Origin of the sequence: Paenibacillus sp. ATY16 (assembly GCF_003399985.2) — a bacterium.
GTDB lineage: Bacteria > Bacillota > Bacilli > Paenibacillales > Paenibacillaceae > Pristimantibacillus > Pristimantibacillus glycanilyticus.
In genome coordinates this window covers 368,604-389,520 of the sequence record NZ_NMOK02000023.1, presented here as the reverse complement: position 1 = coordinate 389,520, position 20,917 = coordinate 368,604, and the positions used below count along the sequence as shown (strand labels likewise).

Annotated in this window: 17 protein-coding genes; all 17 read left to right on the top strand. The window is 52.7% G+C overall.

Annotation, left to right across the window (positions count from 1 at the left end; genetic code table 11):
* Positions 1-58: 58 nt before the first annotated feature.
* The 17 genes from CFI03_RS14670 (at position 59) to CFI03_RS14590 (ending at position 20,815) form a co-directional block, all read left to right on the top strand.
* Entirely contained in the window at positions 59-1,321 is a 1,263-nt protein-coding gene (locus tag CFI03_RS14670; protein WP_127498516.1) for an adenosylhomocysteinase, read from the top strand.
* A gap of 97 nt (positions 1,322-1,418) precedes the next feature.
* Positions 1,419-2,612, top strand: a complete 1,194-nt coding sequence (locus CFI03_RS14665) for an ornithine--oxo-acid transaminase (RefSeq protein ID WP_248757776.1) — start codon at positions 1,419-1,421, stop codon at positions 2,610-2,612.
* The gene (gene rocF, locus CFI03_RS14660) at positions 2,609-3,502 is read left to right on the top strand and encodes an arginase (RefSeq protein ID WP_248757775.1); all 894 of its coding nucleotides are present in this window, start codon (positions 2,609-2,611) and stop codon (positions 3,500-3,502) included. Before CFI03_RS14665 ends, rocF begins: the two co-directional genes overlap by 4 nt.
* Positions 3,503-3,580: 78 nt before the next feature.
* On the top strand, positions 3,581-4,618 hold the full coding sequence (locus CFI03_RS14655) for a DUF4349 domain-containing protein (protein ID WP_248757774.1): 1,038 nt from the start codon (positions 3,581-3,583) through the stop codon (positions 4,616-4,618).
* 129 nt (positions 4,619-4,747) lie between these two features.
* Entirely contained in the window at positions 4,748-5,185 is a 438-nt protein-coding gene (mraZ, locus tag CFI03_RS14650; RefSeq protein ID WP_127498507.1) for a division/cell wall cluster transcriptional repressor MraZ, read from the top strand.
* Between the two features lie 30 nt (positions 5,186-5,215).
* Positions 5,216-6,166, top strand: coding sequence for a 16S rRNA (cytosine(1402)-N(4))-methyltransferase RsmH (rsmH, locus tag CFI03_RS14645; RefSeq protein WP_201001450.1), 951 nt, complete (start codon positions 5,216-5,218; stop codon positions 6,164-6,166).
* 19 nt (positions 6,167-6,185) lie between these two features.
* Positions 6,186-6,572 (top strand): cell division protein FtsL, encoded by a 387-nt coding sequence (gene ftsL / locus CFI03_RS14640; protein ID WP_127498503.1) that lies wholly within the window; start codon positions 6,186-6,188, stop codon positions 6,570-6,572.
* Positions 6,573-6,581: 9 nt separating this feature from the next.
* Positions 6,582-8,828 carry a penicillin-binding transpeptidase domain-containing protein gene (locus CFI03_RS14635; protein WP_248757773.1) on the top strand — a complete coding sequence of 749 codons (2,247 nt, stop codon included), beginning with the start codon at positions 6,582-6,584 and terminating at the stop codon, positions 8,826-8,828.
* A gap of 100 nt (positions 8,829-8,928) precedes the next feature.
* Entirely contained in the window at positions 8,929-10,866 is a 1,938-nt protein-coding gene (locus CFI03_RS14630) for a stage V sporulation protein D (protein WP_248757772.1), read from the top strand.
* A gap of 84 nt (positions 10,867-10,950) precedes the next feature.
* Positions 10,951-12,438 (top strand): UDP-N-acetylmuramoyl-L-alanyl-D-glutamate--2,6-diaminopimelate ligase, encoded by a 1,488-nt coding sequence (locus CFI03_RS14625; RefSeq protein WP_248757771.1) that lies wholly within the window; start codon positions 10,951-10,953, stop codon positions 12,436-12,438.
* A complete protein-coding gene (locus tag CFI03_RS14620; RefSeq protein WP_248757770.1) occupies positions 12,435-13,847 on the top strand; it encodes a UDP-N-acetylmuramoyl-tripeptide--D-alanyl-D-alanine ligase in 1,413 nt (470 codons plus the stop codon). Before CFI03_RS14625 ends, CFI03_RS14620 begins: the two co-directional genes overlap by 4 nt.
* Before the next feature lie 8 nt (positions 13,848-13,855).
* Entirely contained in the window at positions 13,856-14,812 is a 957-nt protein-coding gene (gene mraY, locus CFI03_RS14615; protein ID WP_015845462.1) for a phospho-N-acetylmuramoyl-pentapeptide-transferase, read from the top strand.
* 127 nt (positions 14,813-14,939) lie between these two features.
* The gene (gene murD, locus CFI03_RS14610; protein WP_248757769.1) at positions 14,940-16,361 is read left to right on the top strand and encodes a UDP-N-acetylmuramoyl-L-alanine--D-glutamate ligase; all 1,422 of its coding nucleotides are present in this window, start codon (positions 14,940-14,942) and stop codon (positions 16,359-16,361) included.
* 46 nt (positions 16,362-16,407) lie between these two features.
* A complete protein-coding gene (gene spoVE / locus CFI03_RS14605) occupies positions 16,408-17,505 on the top strand; it encodes a stage V sporulation protein E (RefSeq protein WP_127497751.1) in 1,098 nt (365 codons plus the stop codon).
* A gap of 259 nt (positions 17,506-17,764) precedes the next feature.
* The gene (gene murB / locus CFI03_RS14600) at positions 17,765-18,670 is read left to right on the top strand and encodes a UDP-N-acetylmuramate dehydrogenase (RefSeq protein WP_248757768.1); all 906 of its coding nucleotides are present in this window, start codon (positions 17,765-17,767) and stop codon (positions 18,668-18,670) included.
* A gap of 15 nt (positions 18,671-18,685) precedes the next feature.
* Complete coding sequence (gene murA / locus CFI03_RS14595; protein WP_248757767.1) at positions 18,686-19,954, top strand: UDP-N-acetylglucosamine 1-carboxyvinyltransferase; 1,269 nt, start codon at positions 18,686-18,688, stop codon at positions 19,952-19,954.
* Positions 19,955-20,044: 90 nt separating this feature from the next.
* On the top strand, positions 20,045-20,815 hold the full coding sequence (locus tag CFI03_RS14590; protein WP_127497745.1) for a cell division protein FtsQ/DivIB: 771 nt from the start codon (positions 20,045-20,047) through the stop codon (positions 20,813-20,815).
* Positions 20,816-20,917: the final 102 nt, after the last annotated feature.

The following is a 20,917-nucleotide window of genomic DNA, read 5'->3' as shown; positions in this document are numbered from 1 at the left end:
GTCGTGAACCATGTAAGTTCTATTGTGGTAAGAATGTTGTAGGAGGCTATTAAAAAGCATGAGTACATTGGAAAACAGCATTATCCGCGATATCGCCCTTGCTCCGGAAGGGCATTTGAAAATTGACTGGGCAAGCGCTCATATGCCGGTCTTGAACCGGATCCGCGAGCAGTTCGAGCAGGATCTGCCCTTTAAAGGCCTGAAGGTTACCATTTCCCTCCATCTGGAAGCGAAAACGGCCTATCTCGCGAAGGTCGTCAAAGCGGGCGGCGCGGACGTAACGATTACGGGCAGCAACCCGCTGTCCACGCAGGACGATATTTGCGCGGCACTGGTGGAAGACGGCATTACGGTATTCGCCAAATACAATCCCGAGCCGGAAGAGTATAAGGAGCTGCTTATCAAATCGCTTGAATCCAAGCCGGATCTCATTATCGATGACGGCGGCGACCTGGTTACGATTCTGCATACCGAACGCCCGGATCTCCGCGAGAATCTTCGCGGCGGCGCGGAGGAAACAACGACGGGAATTATCCGTCTCAAGGCGATGGAGAAGGAAGGCACGCTGAGCTTCCCGATGGTTGCCGTAAACGACGCTTATTGCAAATATTTGTTCGACAACCGCTACGGTACCGGCCAATCCGTCTTTGACGGCATTAACCGGACGACGAACCTGGTTGTGGCAGGCAAAACGGTAGTCGTGGTCGGCTATGGCTGGTGCGGTAAAGGCGTTGCCATGCGCGCCAAAGGACTAGGCGCGAACGTGGTCGTAACCGAAGTGGATGCGATCAAAGCGGTTGAGGCTTACATGGACGGCTTTACGGTTCTTCCGATGTCGGAAGCGGCAAAAGTAGGCGAATTGTTTATTACGGTAACGGGGAATAAAGATTGTATCCGCGCCGAACACTACGAAGTCATGAAAAATGGCGCGATTCTTTCGAACGCCGGCCACTTCGACGTGGAGTTCAACAAGCCGGAGCTTGCGGCCATGTCGACGGATATCCGTACCGTTCGCCGCAATATCGAAGAATACAAGCTGAAGGACGGCCGCAGCATCTACGTGCTGGCTGAAGGACGTCTCGTTAACCTGGCTGCAGGCGACGGGCACCCGGCAGAGATTATGGATACAACGTTTGCTCTCCAAGCACTTGGCCTTCGATACGTGAACGAGCAATATGCGAACATCGGCAAAAAAGTCGTAAACGTACCTTACGAGCTTGACGAGCAGGTAGCGCGCTTTAAGCTGGATTCGCTGAACATCAGCATCGATAAGCTTACGCCGGAGCAGGTTACTTATCTCGACAGCTGGAAAGAAGAATAAATGAATGCAAAGGACGCGCCCTCTGGCGCGTTCTTTTTTTTGCGGTCATGGGACTTGCGGCAATCACCGTACAATGAAACAAGGGGGGATTGCGCAAATGAAAAGCTCCGTTGACACGATACGTCTCATGGATCGCTTCGGTGCACGCAACTATAGTCCGCTTCCTGTTGTAATCGAGAAGGCAGAAGGAGTGTGGGTGGAAGACCCGGAAGGCCGTCGTTACATGGATATGCTCAGCGCTTATTCCGCGCTGAACCATGGCCACCGGCATCCCGCAATCATTCGGGCGCTTAAAGAGCAGGCGGATAAGGTGACGTTGACTTCCAGAGCCTTCCATAGCGAGCAGCTTGGCCAGTTATCCAAGAAGCTGGCGGAATTTACGGGCAAGAGCAAAATTCTTGCGATGAACACGGGCGCCGAAGCGGTGGAAACGGCGCTAAAGGCTGCGCGGCGCTGGGCTTACCGGATTAAAGGAATCCCTTCCGGTCAAGCCGAGATCATCGTCTGCGAAGGCAATTTTCACGGCCGGACCATTACGATTACTTCGTTTTCCTCCGATGCCCAATACCGCGCCGGCTTTGGACCTTTTACGCCGGGATTTAAAATCATCCCTTACGGAGATGCAGAAGCGCTTGCCAATGCGATAACGCCAAATACGGCAGCTTTTCTTGTGGAACCGATTCAAGGCGAAGCCGGCGTTGTCGTGCCGCCCGACGGATATTTGAAGCAGGCCTTTGAATTATGCAGGCAGCACAATGTATTGTTTATGGCCGATGAGATACAGACGGGCTTTGGCCGGACGGGCAAGAGGTTTGCCTGCGACTGGGAAGGCGTCGTTCCGGATGTGTATATATTGGGGAAGGCGCTTGGCGGAGGCGTTCTGCCTATCTCGGCCGTTGCGGCCGGGGATGACGTGCTTGGGCTGTTCGAACCGGGCTCGCACGGCTCAACCTTTGGCGGCAATCCGCTGGCATGTGCGGTAGCGTTAGCCGCGATTGCGGTGATCGAGGACGAAAAGCTGGCTGAACGGTCGGAACAGCTTGGCCAGTATTTCAAACAATCCCTGGAATCGATACGGCACGAGGATATTATCGAGGTTAGGGGTAGAGGTTTATTTATCGGGATGCAGTTGTCCGTCCAAGCGAGGGCCTACTGCGAAGCTTTATTCCAGATTGGGCTGTTATGCAAGGAAACCCACGAGACGGCCATCCGCTTCGCTCCGCCGCTGGTTATAACGAAGGATGAGCTGGACTGGGCGCTGGAGCGGATTAAGGAAGTGTTTCAAATATGAATAAGCTGACTTTGTTATCCGTTCCCTTTGGCCTTGGCGCCGGAACCCCCGGCAGCGAGCAAGCACCCGGCCATATCTATCAGCTTGGCCTTTTTCAAATGCTGCAGCAGCATGGCTGCACGATTAATAAGCTAAAGGATGTTATTAACGCGGGAATGCCTTCTCCCGTTATTCAGGTCCCGATGAACCATTCCGATGAAGTTATCAGGACGGGAATGGCATTGGCCCGGGCAGTAAAGGAGGTTGTAGCTGCCGGACAATTTCCTTTCGTTCTTGGCGGGGATCATAGTCTGGCAATGGGAACGTTAGCAGGATTGACCTCGCATTACAAGAAGCTTGGCGTCATATGGATTGACGCGCATGCCGATATGAACACGGAATTAACCAGCCCTTCCGGCAACATGCACGGTATCCCGCTCGCCGTCGCCCAAGGAAGGGCACAGCTGTCTTTATCCCACTTATTGCCGGGAGCGGGTACAATCGCTCCCGGCAATATTGTCCTTATCGGAGCGCGGGATCTGGATCCTGCCGAGGAAGCGTTTATCCAGGCGGAGGGAATTTCTTGTTTCCGCATGGCCGACATTAGACGGCTGGGCATTCATACGGTAATCACCGAAGCGCTTCGTATGGCGGGAGACGCGGCGGACGGCATCCATCTCAGCTTTGATATCGACAGCGTGGATCCTTCCGAAGCTCCGGGGACGGGTACTCCGGTACAGGGCGGTTTAACCGCGGACGAAGCACGTGAGGCTATCCGCCTGTTAGGCATATCCAAACGCATGACCTCCGCCGAGTTCGTCGAGGTGAATCCTCTGCTTGATCATAAGGATCAGACCTCCTTGCTGGCAATGGAGCTGATTGCGCTATTTTTAAGCAGCATGAAAAGTTAGGTTGTATTTCCTCCCTCGTGCAACCTTTCCAAATTCTGTTCGTCTAGGACGGTGAACCATGGAAAAGGGGGAGTAAAGATGCGAATAAAAAAATACGGGTATACGTTCTTGCTCATGATTACGGCGATTGCACTGTTTCTTGGAGGTTGTTCAACAGGAAGTAGCAACATGAACTCGGCCGCATCAACGGCGAACAGCGGGGCGGTTGTCAATAGCCAGTCCTCGGATGCCAAGGCGAAGGTCAATTCGGAGCTCGCGGCAGGCTCTGCCGAAGCGCCTGCCGCGGCGGTAGGCGGTGAAGCGGGCGGCGGGTCCATCGGAGAGATTGCCGCTGACGGCACGGAAGCGGGCCTGAATCAAAAACTGATCTACAAAGCGAATTTAACGATAGAAGCCGTTGATTTCGATAAGGCGGCAACGGCACTCCGCAACACCATTCACCAGTCAGGCGGTTATATTTTGCAATTCCAGGATGGGCAGTACAACGGCGAGAAGAGCTCCACCTATACCATTAAAGTGCCGGCGGCAGGCTTTATGGATTTTATTGACCGCCTTAACGGTATCGAGCATAAGAAATTTGAGCGGCAGATTAGCGGAACGGACGTGACGGAGGAGTATGTGGACCTGCAGTCGCGTCTGAAAGCGCAGCAGGTGGTGGAGGAGAGGCTGCTTGCTTTTATGGATAAAGCGACAAAAGCGGATGATCTGGTGAAGTTTTCGGAGCAGCTTGCGACGGTTCAGGAGAACATCGAGCGATTGAAGGGGCGAATCCGTTACCTGGATAACAACGTTTCTTATTCGACGGTTGAGCTCAGGCTTTATCAGCCAGACGGGAAGTCGGATACGCTGTCGGTGGAGGACGGTCTTGGCGATAAAATGTCCAAAGCCTTGCAAGACAGCGTAAACGCCATGATCACCGTCCTTCAGGAGCTGCTTGTTTTTGTTGCCGGTGCTCTGCCGATTCTATTGCTGCTTGTTGTTATCGGGCTTCCGGTATACTGGCTGCGCGGCAAATTCCGCTCCAGACCGAAATATCAGGCTTCGTCAAGAAACCCTATGGTCCCTCCGGTCAAAGAAGAGGATCAGGAAGAAGATCCGAATAAGCCAAACGGTTAATCATATGAATTATTTTTCAAAAATCCTGCTCATGGAGCAGGATTTTTATTTTAGGTGGCGAACTAGTCTATCTTAGTGGGGAAAAGTGGTGCGAAGTGGAGGATATGGGGGAAGGGGTGGGCGCATCTCATGTTTATGGGTGAATATCAACATACCATTGATGAGAAGGGCCGCATTATTATTCCTTCTAAGTTCCGGGAGTCGCTAGGCGCCACCTTTATCGCAACCCGCGGATTAGACAACTGCTTGTTCGTTTACCCTATGAGCGAGTGGAGCGTGCTGGAGCAGAAGCTGAAGTCACTGCCTCTCATGAAGTCGGATGCCCGCGCGTTTACCCGGTTTTTCTTTTCCGGGGCAACGGAATGCGAGCTCGACAAACAGGGAAGGGTAAACATACCAGCCCACCTTCGTGAATACGCGAAATTGGATAAGGATTGTATGGTGCTTGGCGTATCTAGCCGCGTCGAGATCTGGAGCAAATCGACGTGGGAAGGCTATTACGAGCAGTCCGAGCAGGCGTTCAACGAAATCGCGGAGAAATTGGTCGATTTCGACTTCAACTTCTAGAGTAAACAACAAGAATGGGAGGATGTTAGCGTGTTTCAGCATATTACAGTGCTATTGGAAGAGGCGGTTGACGGACTGGCGATCAAGCCGGACGGCATATACGTCGACTGTACGCTTGGCGGCGCAGGTCATAGTGAAAAAATTGTGTCCCAGCTGAGCGGTGGAGGGCGTTTGATCGCATTTGACCAGGATGATGCTGCGCTGGATAACGCACGCGTAAGGCTTGCTCCCTATATGGATAGAGTAACGCTAGTCAAGAGCAATTTTCGTTATTTGGAAGAAATGCTTCTCACGTGTGATGTTCCAACGGTAGACGGTGTCCCTCAGGTCGACGGCATATTGTTCGATCTTGGCGTTTCCAGCCCCCAACTGGATGAGGCGGAGCGCGGCTTCAGCTACAACCATGATGCTCCTCTCGATATGAGGATGGATCAGGGTGGAGCCTTGACGGCCTACGATATCGTAAACGGCTGGGAAGAACGGGAGATCTCTCGAATTCTGCATGTGTACGGCGAAGAGAAATTCGCCAGATCGATCGCACGCAAAATTGTACAGGCCCGCGAGAATGCGCCGATCGAAACAACCGGCGAGCTGGCTGAACTGGTCAAAACCGGCATTCCGGCTGCAGCAAGACGGACTGGCGGTCATCCGGCCAAGCGTTCCTTCCAGGCTCTCCGTATTGCCGTAAATGACGAGCTCGGCGCCGAGGAAGACGCATTGGAACAAGCGGTGAAATGCGTTGGCCCAGGCGGCAGGATATCCGTTATTACTTTCCATTCATTAGAGGATCGCATCTGCAAGCAATTATTTGCGAGTTATGTTGAAAAATGCACTTGTCCGCCGGATTTCCCGAAATGTGTATGCGGCGGCACAGGAAAGCTTCGGTTAGTGAACCGCAAGCCGATTGTTCCGACAGAGCAGGAATTGGAAGTTAACCCTCGCTCTCGCTCGGCCAAGCTGCGTGTCGCAGAAAAATTGTAGGTTAGAGGGGGTTCTTTCATTGGCTTATATCAACGGCAATTTGGCCATGCAGCCAAAGCGCAAGCCGGATCAGCGGACGGTCGTCCGCGAGACGAAACGGATGGTTGTGAAGCGCAAGTCGATTCCGGTTCAAGAGAAACTGCTGTACATGTTTACGGTTGTTTTTTGCGTAATCGTACTTGGAGTCATTGTAAATCAATATGCGAAAAACTATGATATGCGCGTCCAAATCAAGCAAATGAAAACGCAATACGCAACGATGAACATTGATATGAAAGAGTTGCAGAAGCAAGTAGAAATGCTTAACGATCCGGAGAGGATCCGCAAAATGGCAGAAACGCAAGGCATGGCGAGCACCGAACAGCCGGACATCATGGTAAATACACAATCCGCCAAGTCGGAATAGGTGACGCATATGGTGAAACGAATTAAACTTCGCACGTTGTTGTTTGGAGGGATAATAACCCTCCTTTTTGTTGTTCTAATCGGAAGAATCTATTGGGTGCAGGTGGTTAAAGGAGACTTTTGGTACGAAAAGGCCAAAACAAGATGGGCGGCCGAAGAGAAGCTCGTAGCGAAGAGGGGGACGATTACGGATAGGGACGGCAACATGCTCGCCATGGACTCCGTTGCTTACGATATCGCGGTAAGCCCCGATATGATTCATAAGCTTAATATCGCCGACGAAGTAGCAGCGGGATTACATACATTGCTGGGCAAGCCGGAGGCCGATCTGCTCAAGATCGTTACGGCGCAAAAGGATAACGGCGACTACTATCAGCAGCGCGAGATTCACGAGGAAGGCTGGAAGATAGACAAGGAGCTTGCCGACAAGGTCGTTAAGTTCCGCCAGGAGCTTTACGATAAATACAAGACGAAAGACGTCGGCATTTACCTCTTTGAAGATCAGAAGCGTTACTATCCTCGTCATTCCATGGCTTCGCAGCTGCTGGGGTACGTGACGAAGGAAGGCCAGGCGGCTTCGGGGATTGAATCGTTCTATAACGACAAGCTGAAAGGCGAAGACGGGGAGCTGAAGTACGAAAAGGACGGCAAACGCGTCCAGCTCGCGGAAGGCGAAGTCGAATACAAGCCGGCGAAGGATGGCCAGGACATTGCTCTTACGCTCGATATGGACATTCAGAATTACGTGGAGAAGGCGCTGGAGGATATCAATCAGAAATATCATCCGAAAAGCATTACCGCGATTGCCGCGGATCCGAATACGATGGATATTCTGGCAATGGCCAATTATCCGACATTCGATCCGAATACCTATTGGGACATGAGTTACGAGAATGCGTATAACCACTCGATCAAGTCTTTGTATGAGCCCGGTTCAACGTTCAAGATTGTAACGCTGGCTGCAGCCGTGCAGGAAGGGATCTTCAACCCGAACGCGACGTATCATTCCGGTTCCATAGCGGTACCGGGCGCTCCGGTAAAAGACATTAACAAAGTCGGCTGGGGTACGATCACCTATCTGGAAGGCTTGAAGCGCTCCAGTAACGTTGCGTTCGTTAAGCTGGGCTGGGAGCAGCTTGGCGGAGAAAAGCTTATGGATTATATCAACCGGTTCGGGTTCGGCCAAAAAACGGGCGTCGAGCTTGGCGGTGAAGCATCGGGTGCGATTAACGTGAACTTATCCATTCCTTCCGATATTGCCCGCGCTTCATTTGGTCAAGGCAAGGTGCAAGTTACGGCCATTCAACAGATTGCGGCAGTTGCCGCGGTTGCGAACGGCGGCAAGCTGATGGAGCCGCATATCGTGAAACAGATTTATGATCCTAACACGAAGACAACCGTAAAGACGCAGCCTAAGGTAGTCAGACAGGTTATTTCGCAGGAAGCCTCGAAGAAGGTGGGCGAATACCTGGAACAGGTTGTATCGGACCAAGAGATCGGTACCGGCCGCAACGCCTATATCGAAGGCTATCGGGTAGCAGGCAAGACGGGTACGGCGCAAAAGGTTATTAACGGAAAATATTCGCAAGACAAGTTCGTCGTATCTTTTATCGGATACGCGCCTGTCGAGAATCCGAAAATTGTCCTCTATATCGTCGTTGACGAGCCTAACGATCCGAAAGCCGGCGGCGGCGCCGTTGCGGCACCTGCCTTTAAGGACATTGTATACAAAAGCTTAAAGCATATGGGCGTTGCGCCGGATGTTAAAGTCACCGAGAACGGGAAGAAAGAAGTAACGGTATCCGTGCCTAAGCTCGATAGTCTGACCGTATCCCAAGCAAAAACGCAACTGAAATCACGCGGCTTAAACGTTGAGGTAGTCGGCGGCGGAACAAAAGTCATCCAGCAGGTGCCTGCTTCGGGGGCTTCCGTTCATCCGGCCCAGAAGGTTTACTTGATTACGGAGCAACGGGATAAGCTGAAAATTCCGGATATGACGGGTATTTCATTGCGCGACGCACTCGAAATCGCATCCGTGCTGGACATCCGCGCAACGGTTAAAGGCGAAGGCTATGTCGTTTCGCAGAAACAGATCACGAAAAATGGCGAGCGTCTCATTGAACTTACGCTTTCTCCGCAGACGGACGCGGTGAACGGCGAGACCGCTTCTTCCGATTCGGAGGATGCCAAGGCAAATGCGGATGACGGGACCAATTCGGCCGAAGATCAGAAAGTCGATACGGCCAATACGCAATAATTCATCGATAGCTTGTTCTATCCCCCACTTGTCCCTCATAGGTTGGGAATGAGCGTCAGCGTACGCTCAGCCGAAGGATGAGGCGTAAGGGGGAACAAGGATGAAGGTATCAAATGTAACGTTGCGTCGCCGGCTGTTTATCGTGCTTTTAATCAGCGTGGCAGCTTTTGCCGGATTGATTTTCCGGCTTTCTTATGTTCAGTTGTGGCAGGGCGAGAAGCTGTCCGCCCAAGCGGAAGACAACTGGCGGCGCGAAATTCCTTATAAGGCGAAGCGTGGCGATATTCTGGATCGTAACGGGACCAAGCTGGCGTATGATATAAGCACGCCAACCGTGCTGGCTATCCCCGTGCAAATTCCGGACAAACAGGCAACGGCAGCCAAGCTTGCGCCTTATTTGGATATGACGGAGGAAGCATTGGTTAAGCTGCTCTCCAAGAAAACCAGCATTGTTGAGCTAAAGCCGGGCGGTAAACGAATGACTACCGACAAGGCGCAGCAGGTAAGAAATTTGCATCTTAACGGAGTTGTCGTTGCGGAGGACAATAACCGTTATTATCCTTTCGGAAGCCTCGCCGCGCACTTGCTGGGCTTTACGGGAGTAGATAAAGGGCTTACCGGCGTGGAAGCCAAATATAACGATATGCTTAAAGGGATTGACGGCAATGTCTCTTACTTATCCACGGCATCCGGCAAAACAATGCCGAATTCTTCGGATACGTACAAGGCGCCGCAGCAAGGCTTATCCCTGGAATTAACGATCGACCAGCAGATTCAGGCGGTTATGGAGCGGGAACTCGATCAGGCGATGACGGCGCTCCAGCCGGATGATATCATTGCAATCGCCATGAACCCGAATACGGGAGAAATTCTCGGCATGGCAAGCCGGCCAACCTATGAGCCTGCCAATTACAGGGAATATCCAAGCGAAACCTACAACCGGAATCTTCCGATCTGGATGACTTACGAGCCGGGTTCTACGTTTAAGATTATAACTCTTGCGGCTGCAATCGAAGAGAAGAAGGTAAATCTCAAGAACGAAACCTTCTTCGATCCCGGTGCCGTCGAGATCGGGGGAGCCAGGCTCCGCTGCTGGAAAAAAGGCGGCCATGGCAGCCAGACCTTCCTCGAGGTTGTGCAAAATTCCTGCAACCCGGGATTTGTAAACCTTGGTAATCGGCTTGGCAAAGAAAAGCTTTTCGATTATATTAAAAACTTCGGATTCGGTTCGAAAACGGGCATTGATATTCCTGGCGAAGCAAACGGTATCTTGTTCAAGCTGGATAAGGTTGGTCCTGTCGAGCTTGCGACTACCGCTTTCGGTCAAGGCGTATCGGTTACGCCGATTCAACAAATTGCCGCCGTATCGGCTGCAATTAACGGCGGTACCTTGTACAAACCTCATGTAACCAAGGCATGGATTAATCCGCAGACCGGCGAGACGGTGCAGCAGATTGAACCGGAGGCTGTCCGCAAGGTCATCTCGGAGGACACGTCGAAGCAGGTGCGCGAAGCGCTTGAAAGCGTCGTTGCCCTCGGAACAGGCGGCAATGCGTATATCGATGGCTACAGGGTAGGCGGAAAAACAGGTACCGCGCAAAAAGTAATCAATGGACGTTATTCTCCGAATGAACATATCGTATCCTTTGTTGGCTTCGCTCCTGCCGATAAACCGGAGATCGTCATTTATGTGGCGGTAGACAATCCGCAAGGCATTCAATTCGGCGGTGTCGTGGCTGCCCCTATCGTGCGTAATATTATGGAGGACGCTCTTACGATTCTGCAGGTGCCGCCTCGCGAGAAGCAGATCGACAAGAAGTATAAGCTTGGCGAGACGCCGATCGTTACGGTTCCTAACCTGGTAGGAAAATCAGTGTCGGACATATACGAGGATATGAACATGAACTTCAATTTGTCTTCGGCGGGTTCGGGCAATACGGTTATCCGCCAGGCTCCGGCAGTCGGCGCAAGGGTAGAGAAGGGTTCAACGATACGTATTTATTTAGGCGATGAGGATAATATATCGGATTCCCATTGACCAACCATAGTCAAGAAGGATGATATAATGCATCCTCCTTGACTATAATGAGAGATAACGACCAGCATACGGGAGGAAAACAACATGCGATTAAGCGAATTGGCAGAACTGCTTATTACGGCGAGGCTAACAGGAGCAGGGGATACGGAAATAGCGGGGATCGAGACGGATTCCCGCAAAGTAGGGCCGGGACAGTTATTTATCTGTCTGCCGGGTCATACGGTTGACGGTCATGCTTACGCGCCTCAAGCGGCGGCCAAAGGCGCAGTCGCATTCGTCGTCGAACGTGAGCTGGAGCTGGATGCTCCTCAGCTGATCGTGAAGGACAGCCGGCTGGCTATGGCCGTATTGGCCGATCATTTCTATGGTCACCCCAGCAAGGCTCTTCATCTGATTGGGGTAACGGGGACGAATGGCAAGACGACTACAACTTATTTGATCGAACAGATTTTAAATGATAACGACAGAAGCTCCGGCGTAATCGGCACGGTAGAGATGCGGTACGCGGGAAAATCGTTCCCGATGTCGGGCACTACGCCGGAAGCGCTTCAGCTGCAGCAATATTTATCCGACATGCGCAAGGAAGGAACGGCCTATTGCGCGATAGAAGTGTCCTCGCATGCTCTGGAGCAGGGGCGCGTGAAGGGCTGCCGGTTCCGTACGGCGGTCTTTACGAATCTGACCCAGGATCATCTGGACTATCACGGAACGATGGAAAAGTATGCGGCGGCAAAAGGTCTGTTCTTCTCGCGGCTTGGCAATGAGTACGCGGCAAACGCCGGGGATCGCGCTTATGCGGTTCTTAATGTCGATGATCCCGTATCCGAGCAGTTCGCCAAGCTGACGGCAGCCGAAGTCATCACATACGGCATCGACAACCATGCTGACGTTCGGGCTTCGGATATCCGTATTTCCGCGCGTGGCACTACGTTCCGGGTAAGCACATTCCGCGGCGAGACGGATATCGCGCTGCAGATGGTCGGCAAGTTTAACGTCTATAATGCGCTTGCGGCTATATCGGCCGCTCTCATTGAAGGCGTTGCGCTTGAACGGATCAAGGCTAGTCTCGAAGCGGTTCCCGGCGTGCCGGGCCGTGTGGAATCCGTGCAGGCAGGACAGGAGTTCGCCGTTGTCGTGGACTACGCGCATACCCCCGACGGACTGGAGAATGTGCTTCGCGCGGTGAAGGAGCTGGCTCCTCCGCAGATTATTTGCGTATTCGGCTGCGGCGGCGACCGCGACAAGACGAAACGCCCGATTATGGGCTCGATTGCCGCCCGCTATGCGGATTACGTGCTCGTCACCTCCGATAACCCGAGAACGGAAGATCCGGACCTTATTCTAAAGGATATTGAAGCCGGTCTCCTGAAGGACGGAGTAACCTCCGACCGTTACGAACTGGAGGTTGACCGCCGCGCCGCGATTGAAAAAGCGGTTGAAATGGCAAGCCCGGGAGATGTAGTATTGATTGCGGGGAAAGGTCATGAAACGTATCAAATTATAGGAAGCGTTACGCATCCTTTTGACGACCGTTTGGTGGCAAAAGAAGCGATAAGGGGATTATTACATTGATCAATCGTACATTGGAGCAAGTCGCCGACATGTGCGGCGCAAGAGCCTATAAAGGCGAACCCGTCCGGATTGCCGGCGTCAGCACGGACACGCGCAGCATTCAGCCGGGTCAGCTGTTCGTTCCGCTTGTCGGAGAAAACTTTGACGGTCACAACTATGTCGCTCAAGCGCTTCAGCAGGGAGCCGCGGCCGCGTTGTGGGAGACGAAGCGCGAAGTTCCGCAGGAGCTTGCAGGCGCACCTTTATTGTTTGTAAGGGATACGCTGAAGGCGCTCCAGCAGCTGGCAACTTCCTATCGGGAAGAGCTGTACGTCCGCGTTATCGGCATTACGGGCAGCAACGGCAAAACAACAACCAAAGACATGGTTGCGGCCGTTCTTGGAACATCTTATAAAGTTCACAAGACGGCAGGCAATTTGAATAATCATATCGGCCTGCCATTAACCGTTCTCCAGCTTGACGAGGAAACGGATGCGGCAGTCCTTGAGATGGGCATGAGCGGCTTTGGCGAGATCGAGCTGCTTACGAATATTGCCCGTCCCGATGTAGCGGTTATTACGAATATCGGAGATGCCCATCTGCTTCAGCTTGGCTCCCGCGAAGGGATCGCGAAGGCAAAGCTGGAGATTGCGCAGGGGCTTCATTCCGGCGGCATCCTTCTTTATAACGGCGATGAGCCACTGCTGGCGGCGGAGCTTGCGACAATGAGCCTGCCGGAAGGCACGCAGCTTCAGACCTTTGGCCTTGGAGAAGCGAACGACTGGTCGGCGGCCGATATCGGGGTTGGGGCCGTATCCTCGACTTTTGCCGTTAAGCGCAAAGGGCAGGATACCGCATCCGCGCCGTACACCATACCGGTTCCCGGCCAACATAACGTCAGCAACGCGCTTGCGGCCATCGCGATTGGACGCCGGTTCGGCATTTCGGAGGAAAATATCCGGGGTGGCCTGATTGGCCTTGAGCTGACGGGCATGAGAATTCAGCCGGTGAAGGCGCATAACGGCGCTATGATTCTTAATGACGCTTATAATGCCAATCCGACCGCCGTGCGCGCAGCGATTGACCTGGTCGGGCAATTGACCGGATTCCGGCGCAAATGGATCGTTCTTGGCGATATGCGGGAGCTTGGTCCGGAGGAAGAGTCTCTCCATTTCGAGACGGGAGCTTATATTACGCCGGACAAGGCAGATGCCGTCGTTACGTTCGGACCATTGTCGGAGCATACGTCGGCTGGGGCTTTGTCGCAGTTCCCGGCGGAAGCTAAAGGAACGGCGATTGTACATTTTGATGACAAAGGGAAGCTTGGAGAATGGTTGAGAGAGCAAGTACAGCCTCAGGATCTCGTCCTGGTCAAAGGCTCGCGCGGCGTGCGCATGGAACAGATTGTCCAAACTTTGGAAGCGAGGTGAGATAGATAATGGACACGATGGTCATCTTATTTTCATTAGGTGCATCATTCTTAATAGCGGTTCTGCTTGGACCATTGTTCATTCCGCTTCTCCGGCGCATGAAGTTTGGACAGCAAATCCGGACCGACGGTCCGCAAAGCCACTTGAAGAAAAGCGGCACCCCAACAATGGGCGGCATTATCATAATGCTTGCGCTGCTAATCGCCTTTTTGAAATTTTCGGATAAGACCCCTGATTTCTGGGTGCTTTTTACGGCTTCACTAGGTTTTGGACTTGTTGGATTTCTAGATGATTATATTAAAATCGTATTTAAACGTTCGCTTGGATTGACGGCGCGCCAGAAGCTGTTCGGCCAGCTGTTGTTCTCCATCATCGTATGCGCGGAGCTGTACAATATGAATCACAGCACGATGATCACGGTACCGGGTACTTCCTGGGGCTTTGACCTTGGCTGGTTCTATTATCCGTTTGTCGTGATTATCCTGTTCGGATCGAGCAACGCGGTAAACTTTACGGACGGCCTGGACGGCCTTTTGTCGGGGACGAGCGCCATTGCCTTTGGCGCCTTTACCATTCTTGCGCTTCAAGTATCCGAGCATGAATCGGCTATTTTTTCCGCGGCAATGGTTGGGGCGGTGCTTGGCTTCCTGATCTTTAACGCCCATCCGGCAAAGGTATTTATGGGAGACACGGGCTCGCTTGGTATTGGGGGCGGCATTGCGGCCGTAGCGATTCTGACCAAGATGGAGCTTATGCTCGTTATCGTAGGCGGCGTATTCGTGCTGGAAATGCTTTCGGTCATTCTGCAGGTTGGATCGTTTAAGCTCCGCGGCAAGCGGATTTTCAAGATGAGCCCGATTCACCATCACTTCGAATTAAGCGGCTGGTCCGAATGGCGCGTCGTTACGACCTTCTGGTCGGTCGGTTTGCTGCTGGCGGTAATCGGACTTCTTCTTGCCCTATAAGGTATAATGATTATGGTTTGGCTGATCTCTTGCCGGCTTTCCAGGAAGCCTGGCGAGAGTGCCTGACTATACATAACGAAGACTACTAAGCGGCTAGCTCCGCTTCTTATACAAAGGAGTTGTACTTATGAACCATCCGGCGACTTATCGGGATCGCCGCGTCGTTGTACTAGGTCTTGCCAGAAGCGGCGTGAGCGTAGCAAAAGTATTCCATGCTCTTGGAGCGGAAGTGATTGTGAACGACAAAAAAGAACGCGAACTATGCCCCGAAGCGGATGAATTAACTGCTTTGGGCATTTCTGTGCTATGCGGTTATCATCCGGAAGATCTTGTGACAAGCGAAACGGCGCTGCTGGTGAAAAATCCGGGAATCCCGTATACGGCAAGTCCTGTCCAACAGGCAGAAGCTCATGGCGTGGAAATTGTGACGGAGGTCGAGGTCGCTTATTGGCTGTCGGAGGCTCCGATTATCGGAATTACCGGTTCGAACGGCAAAACCACAACAACGACCTGGATCGGCGAGCTGCTTGGCGGCGCGGGCTTTAATCCCATCGTGGCGGGCAATATCGGCATACCGCTCTGCGAAGCGGCAGCCGAAGCGACGAAAGACAACTGGATCGTGGCAGAGCTCAGCAGCTTCCAATTGAAAGGGACATCGGCATTCCGTCCGCGCATTGCTCTCTTGCTCAACATTGCCGAGACTCATTTGGACTATCATGGCGGGATGGAAGATTACGTCGCATCGAAGGCGAAGCTGTTCGATAATCAGACGGCGGACGATGTTGCCGTTCTGAACTGGGACGATGCGACCTGCAGAGCGATTGCTGACCATCTGGCCGCAAAGCTGCTGCCGTTCTCGCTGTATGTGCGGCTCGACCAAGGGATCTGCATTGAACCGCCGTTTGAACGCGGCAAAGATTCGGATAAAGAGCATATGATTGTATGGCGTAAAGAAGACGGGACGGAGCAGGCTATTCTGCCGGTATCCGCGCTTGGGCTGCCGGGCCGCCATAACGCCGGAAACGCGCTTGCGGCGATTGCCGCCTGCCTGGCAGCGGGGGTCGCTCCCGAAGCAATGCTACCGGCTCTGCAAGGCTTTAGAGGCGTTGAGCACCGGCTCGAGTACGCGGGAGAAATCAACGGCGTCCATTATTATAATGATTCCAAGGCTACAAATCCCATGGCGACCACGATGTCAGTCGGCTCTTTGAGCGCGCCTATCATTCTTATCGCAGGCGGACTTGACCGCGGCTCTGATTACATGGAGCTTCTTCCGGTATTCCGTGACCGGCTGAAGGGGCTGGTAACGCTGGGTCAAACAAGAGAGAAGCTGGCGAAGGTGGCGGAGCTTGCAGGTTTAACGAATGTGCGATTGGTCGAACCTGAGGAGGACGCCGAGTCTACTTTGCGCAGGGCCGTACGGGAGGCTGCCGGACTAGCGGAGCCTGGAGATATCGTTTTGTTGTCGCCGGCCTGCGCGAGTTGGGATATGTTTGCATCCTTTGAGGAACGAGGACGCATTTTTAAAGAATCGGCGCATACCTTGTAAGTAGGGGGCTTGTCCCTACTTACGCTAAACAAGAGGTGTGTTTGCTATGGCCAAAGCCAGGTCCGCCCCGGACGTTTGGATGATCGTATCGATTGCGCTTATCCTGACGATTGGATTAGTAATGGTATACAGCGCGAGCGCGGTGCTCGCTTTCCATGAATTCGGCGATAAATTCTATTACGTGAAGCGCCAGCTTATATTTGCCGTCCTTGGCGTTGGTGCGTTAATATTTACGATGAACGCGAATTATCTCATATGGAAAAACTGGGCGAAGGCGGCGCTGCTGATTTGCTTCGTCCTGCTGATTATCGTGCTTATCCCCGGAATCGGCGTTGTCCGCGGCGGTGCCCGAAGCTGGCTTGGCATCAGCTCTTTTGGCATACAGCCTTCCGAGTTTATGAAGCTTGCGATGATTCTGTTCCTGGCCAAATGGCTGTCGGACAAGCAGCAGACCATTACTCATTTCACGAAAGGCTTGCTGCCGCCTCTTGGCTTGGTTGGACTAGCCTTCGGCCTTATTATGCTGCAGCCGGATCTGGGGTCCGGCGCGGTTATGGTTGGAGCCGCGCTGATTCTTATTTTCGCGGCTGGCGCGAGGATCAGCCATCTGGCTTTGCTTGGTTCAAGCGGGCTGCTTGGTCTTATAGCGCTGGTTATTGCCGAACCTTATAGGATGAAGCGGATTACGGGCTTCCTTGATCCTTGGGCGGACCCGCTGGGTACAGGCTATCAAATCATTCAATCCCTATACGCGATAGGACCGGGCGGCCTGGTAGGGCTTGGGCTAGGCATGAGCCGTCAGAAGTTCAGCTATTTGCCGGAGCCGCAGACGGATTTTATATTTTCCATTATTTCCGAGGAACTTGGCTTTATAGGCGGATCCGCGCTTATTCTTCTGTTTATGGTCTTAGTCTGGAGGGGAGTCCGGACTGCGATATCGGCTCCAGACACATTCGGCAGTCTGCTTGCGGTAGGGATTACCGGGATCATAGGCGTTCAGGTATTAATCAATATCGGTGTCGTTATCGGCGCAATGCCGGTAACCGGGATAACGCTGCCGCTGATCAGTTACGGCGGTTCATCACTGACACTGCTGCTTACCGCTCTTGGCATTTTGCTCAATATATCCCGGTATTCCAGATAACGAGGGAAAACATATTGGCGTAAATGGCCGGCATGGCGCCGCCTTTCGAGGCGGCCTCCTGACGTCCATTTTTGTGTTTACGGGTGAGCATGGGCGATTGTCACATTCGAGATGGAGAGGGCATAAGATACTCTATAAATCGTGACCGTCGCCCTGCTCGGGCCGTTAGTCACACGCTGCGGCGGGCAGCTCTAGCTGCCGGCAGCCGCAAGCGGAGCCCTGATTCTCTCAACTAGAAGCTATGAGGAGGTTCGACAACATGGAAACATTTATTGCGGAATTGGAACAAGCAGGTCTCGGTCAGATCCTGTACAATGAGCCGCTTGCAAAACATACCACTTGGAAAATCGGCGGACCCGCTGACGTTCTGTTTATCCCACACGGCAAAGATCAGCTCGTGTCGGCCATCCGCCTGCTTCATAAGCATGGCGTACCGTGGACGAATCTCGGCCGCGGCTCCAATATGCTGGTGAGCGATAAAGGAATTCGCGGCGTTGTGATCAAGACGCGCGACGGGCTGGATTATGTGCGCTTTGAAGGAACGCTCGTTCATGCGGGTGCATCGTTCTCGTTCGTAAAATTATCAAGAATGTCAGGCAGGGAAGGACTTACCGGGCTGGAATTCGCGGGGGGAATTCCGGGTACGGTAGGCGGAGCTGTCTATATGAACGCAGGCGCGCATGGTTCCGATGTGTCACGTATTTTTAGATCAGCTGAGATTGTGCTGGAGACAGGTGAATTGGTACGATTCGACCGAGAGGCGATGCAATTCTCTTACCGCCACTCTATCCTTCATGAATTGAAGGGCGTTGTCGTAGAAGCTACGTTCGAGCTTGCAGAAGGAGACCGCAATGAAATTTCGGCAACACTTTCTGCTTATCAGGAACGGCGGTTACGCACGCAGCCGCTGCAGCTCGCATGCGCAGGCAGCGTGTTCCGCAATCCGCCGGGTGATTTTGCCGCTAGACTCATTCAGGAGGCGGGCTTAAAGGGCGTACGATTCGGGGGAGCGGAAGTTTCGGAGCTTCACGCCAATTTCATAGTAAACAGAGGGCAAGCGACAGCTGAAGATGTTCTCACCCTCATGACTCACATTCAAGGTACGATAGCAGACCGCTACGGCGTTCAGCTGGTACCGGAAGTATTGGTGGTGGGTGAGCGGTAATTCGGAGGTGATACATTGGACAAATTGGTGATTGAAGGCGGGAAACCTCTCTCAGGATCCATTGTTATCCAAGGAGCGAAAAATGCCGCTTTGCCAATATTGGCAGCCTGTATGTTAGCGGAAGGCACATCAACCATAGAACATGTGCCTAGGCTGCTTGATATCGACGTAATGCTTAACATTTTGCGCGAACTAGGATGCCGCGCTGAGCATGTGGGGGATACAGTCGTTCTGGACACAGAAACTGCACACACCTCGCATGTGCCGGAATCGTTAATGGGACAGATGCGCTCGTCTATCTTTTTGATGGGGCCGTTATTAGCTAGATTTGGTGAAACGCAGGTGTATCAGCCTGGCGGCTGCGCAATCGGCGAGAGAAAGATCGATCTACATTTGGAAGGACTTCAAGCTCTCGGCGCAGAAATTGAGGAGATCGGCAACCGGATCATCTGCCGTGCGGATAAACTGCACGGGGCGGATATCCATCTGGCCTTCCCAAGCGTCGGGGCAACGGAGAACATTATGATGGCAGCCGTGCTTGCCGAAGGTCGGACAACGATCAGCAATGCGGCACGGGAGCCGGAGATTCAGGATTTGCAGAAGTTTCTGAACGCAATGGGCGCGAAAATCATGGGTGCCGGAACGGACACGATTACGATCGAAGGGGTACAGTCGCTAACGCCTTGCACGTATACCGTCATTCCGGACCGCATTGTTGCCGGCACCATTATGGTAGCCGCAGCCGCAACCCGAGGGCAGGTCACTTTATTAAACACGAATCCGGCGCATTTATCCTCGCTTATTCACGTGCTTCGCCGGGCAGGTGTTCAAATCTTGGTTGACGGTGATATAATCAAGGTGGGCTGCCCAGGGCGGCCGAGAGCAGTGGAAAGAGTCGTGACGGCTCCGTATCCTGCCTTCCCGACCGATCTTCAGTCGCAGGTGATGGTGCTGCTTGCGCTTGCGGACGGAGTCAGCATTTTGAAGGAAACGATCTTCGAGGGACGTCTGAAGCATGTGGATGAATTATCCCGCATGGGCGCCGATATCCGCGTGGATCTGAACTCGGCGTTTATTCGCGGCGTACCGCGTCTGTACGGTGCAACGGTGGAAGCAACCGACCTGAGAGCGGGCGCGGCGCTTGTCATTGCCGGCTTAGCCGCGCAAGGCAAGACGATTGTCGAGCAAATCCATCATATCGACCGCGGTTATGATTGCATTGAAACGATGTTAAGCAGACTCGGCGCGCGCATTTCGCGTTACTCTCCCGTGCCGAAGAATTAACCGGGGATGACTCAAATCGCAGCTGGATAGAAACGACCGGCCCTGCCACTAAGGAGGACCGGATGTTTTTTTAGAAGGAAGGGACAAGTTATGAGCGAGCTAGTGCCTGTATTAAAAGAGCCGGAGCGAAAAAGAAAGGGCAGCCGCAAACTGCTGGCCGTTCTTTTTTTATTGTTTGTTATTCTCTTATCTGTATTATTTTTCAACTCATCAATCAGCAAGATTACGACGATAACAATAGAAGGCGCGCAATATACTTCCAAAAGCGATATTCAAGCAGCAGCAGGCATTACGGCGGGAGACGCTTATTTCGGCGTATCGGAATCCAGTTCGGAGAAGCGTATCGTCAAAGCATTAAAGCCGATAGAGGAGGCGAGCGTCTCCAAGTCCTTCCCCGGCAATGTCAAAATTACGGTGAAAGAATTTCCCGTTGTCGCGTTTGAATTGTCTGCAAGCGGCGAAATGACCGCCATTATGTCGAACGGAACCAACGTTTCGGCATTAAGCGACGAATTTCTGATGGACAAGCCCGTTCTCTCCGGTTGGAAACCGGATGATCCGAACAGGGCGGAACTGACGAAGCAGCTGGGGAAAATCTCGGAAAAGCAGCTCTCAGACTTGTCGGAGATTATTCCCGATCCTTCGAAGGCTTATCCGGATCGGATTAAGATCTACACCAGGACCAAGTTTGAAGTTGTCACGGCGGTTTCCTTGCTGCCGGAGAAAATCGAAGCGCTAAATGCGGTTATCGAAACGCAGGAGCCGGGAAAGATTACGATGCTGCTCGCGGACACTTATGTTCCGTTTAATAGTAATGCTTCAGAAAATATGGAATCTGATCAAAAAGAGACTACTCAATAGGTAGAAAGAATGGTAGAATTTTATACACAGATTTAATGTATTTTCATAGGACTATCAAGCGTTCATAAGGATTCATAACATAAGAGCTCACAGCGTAATATT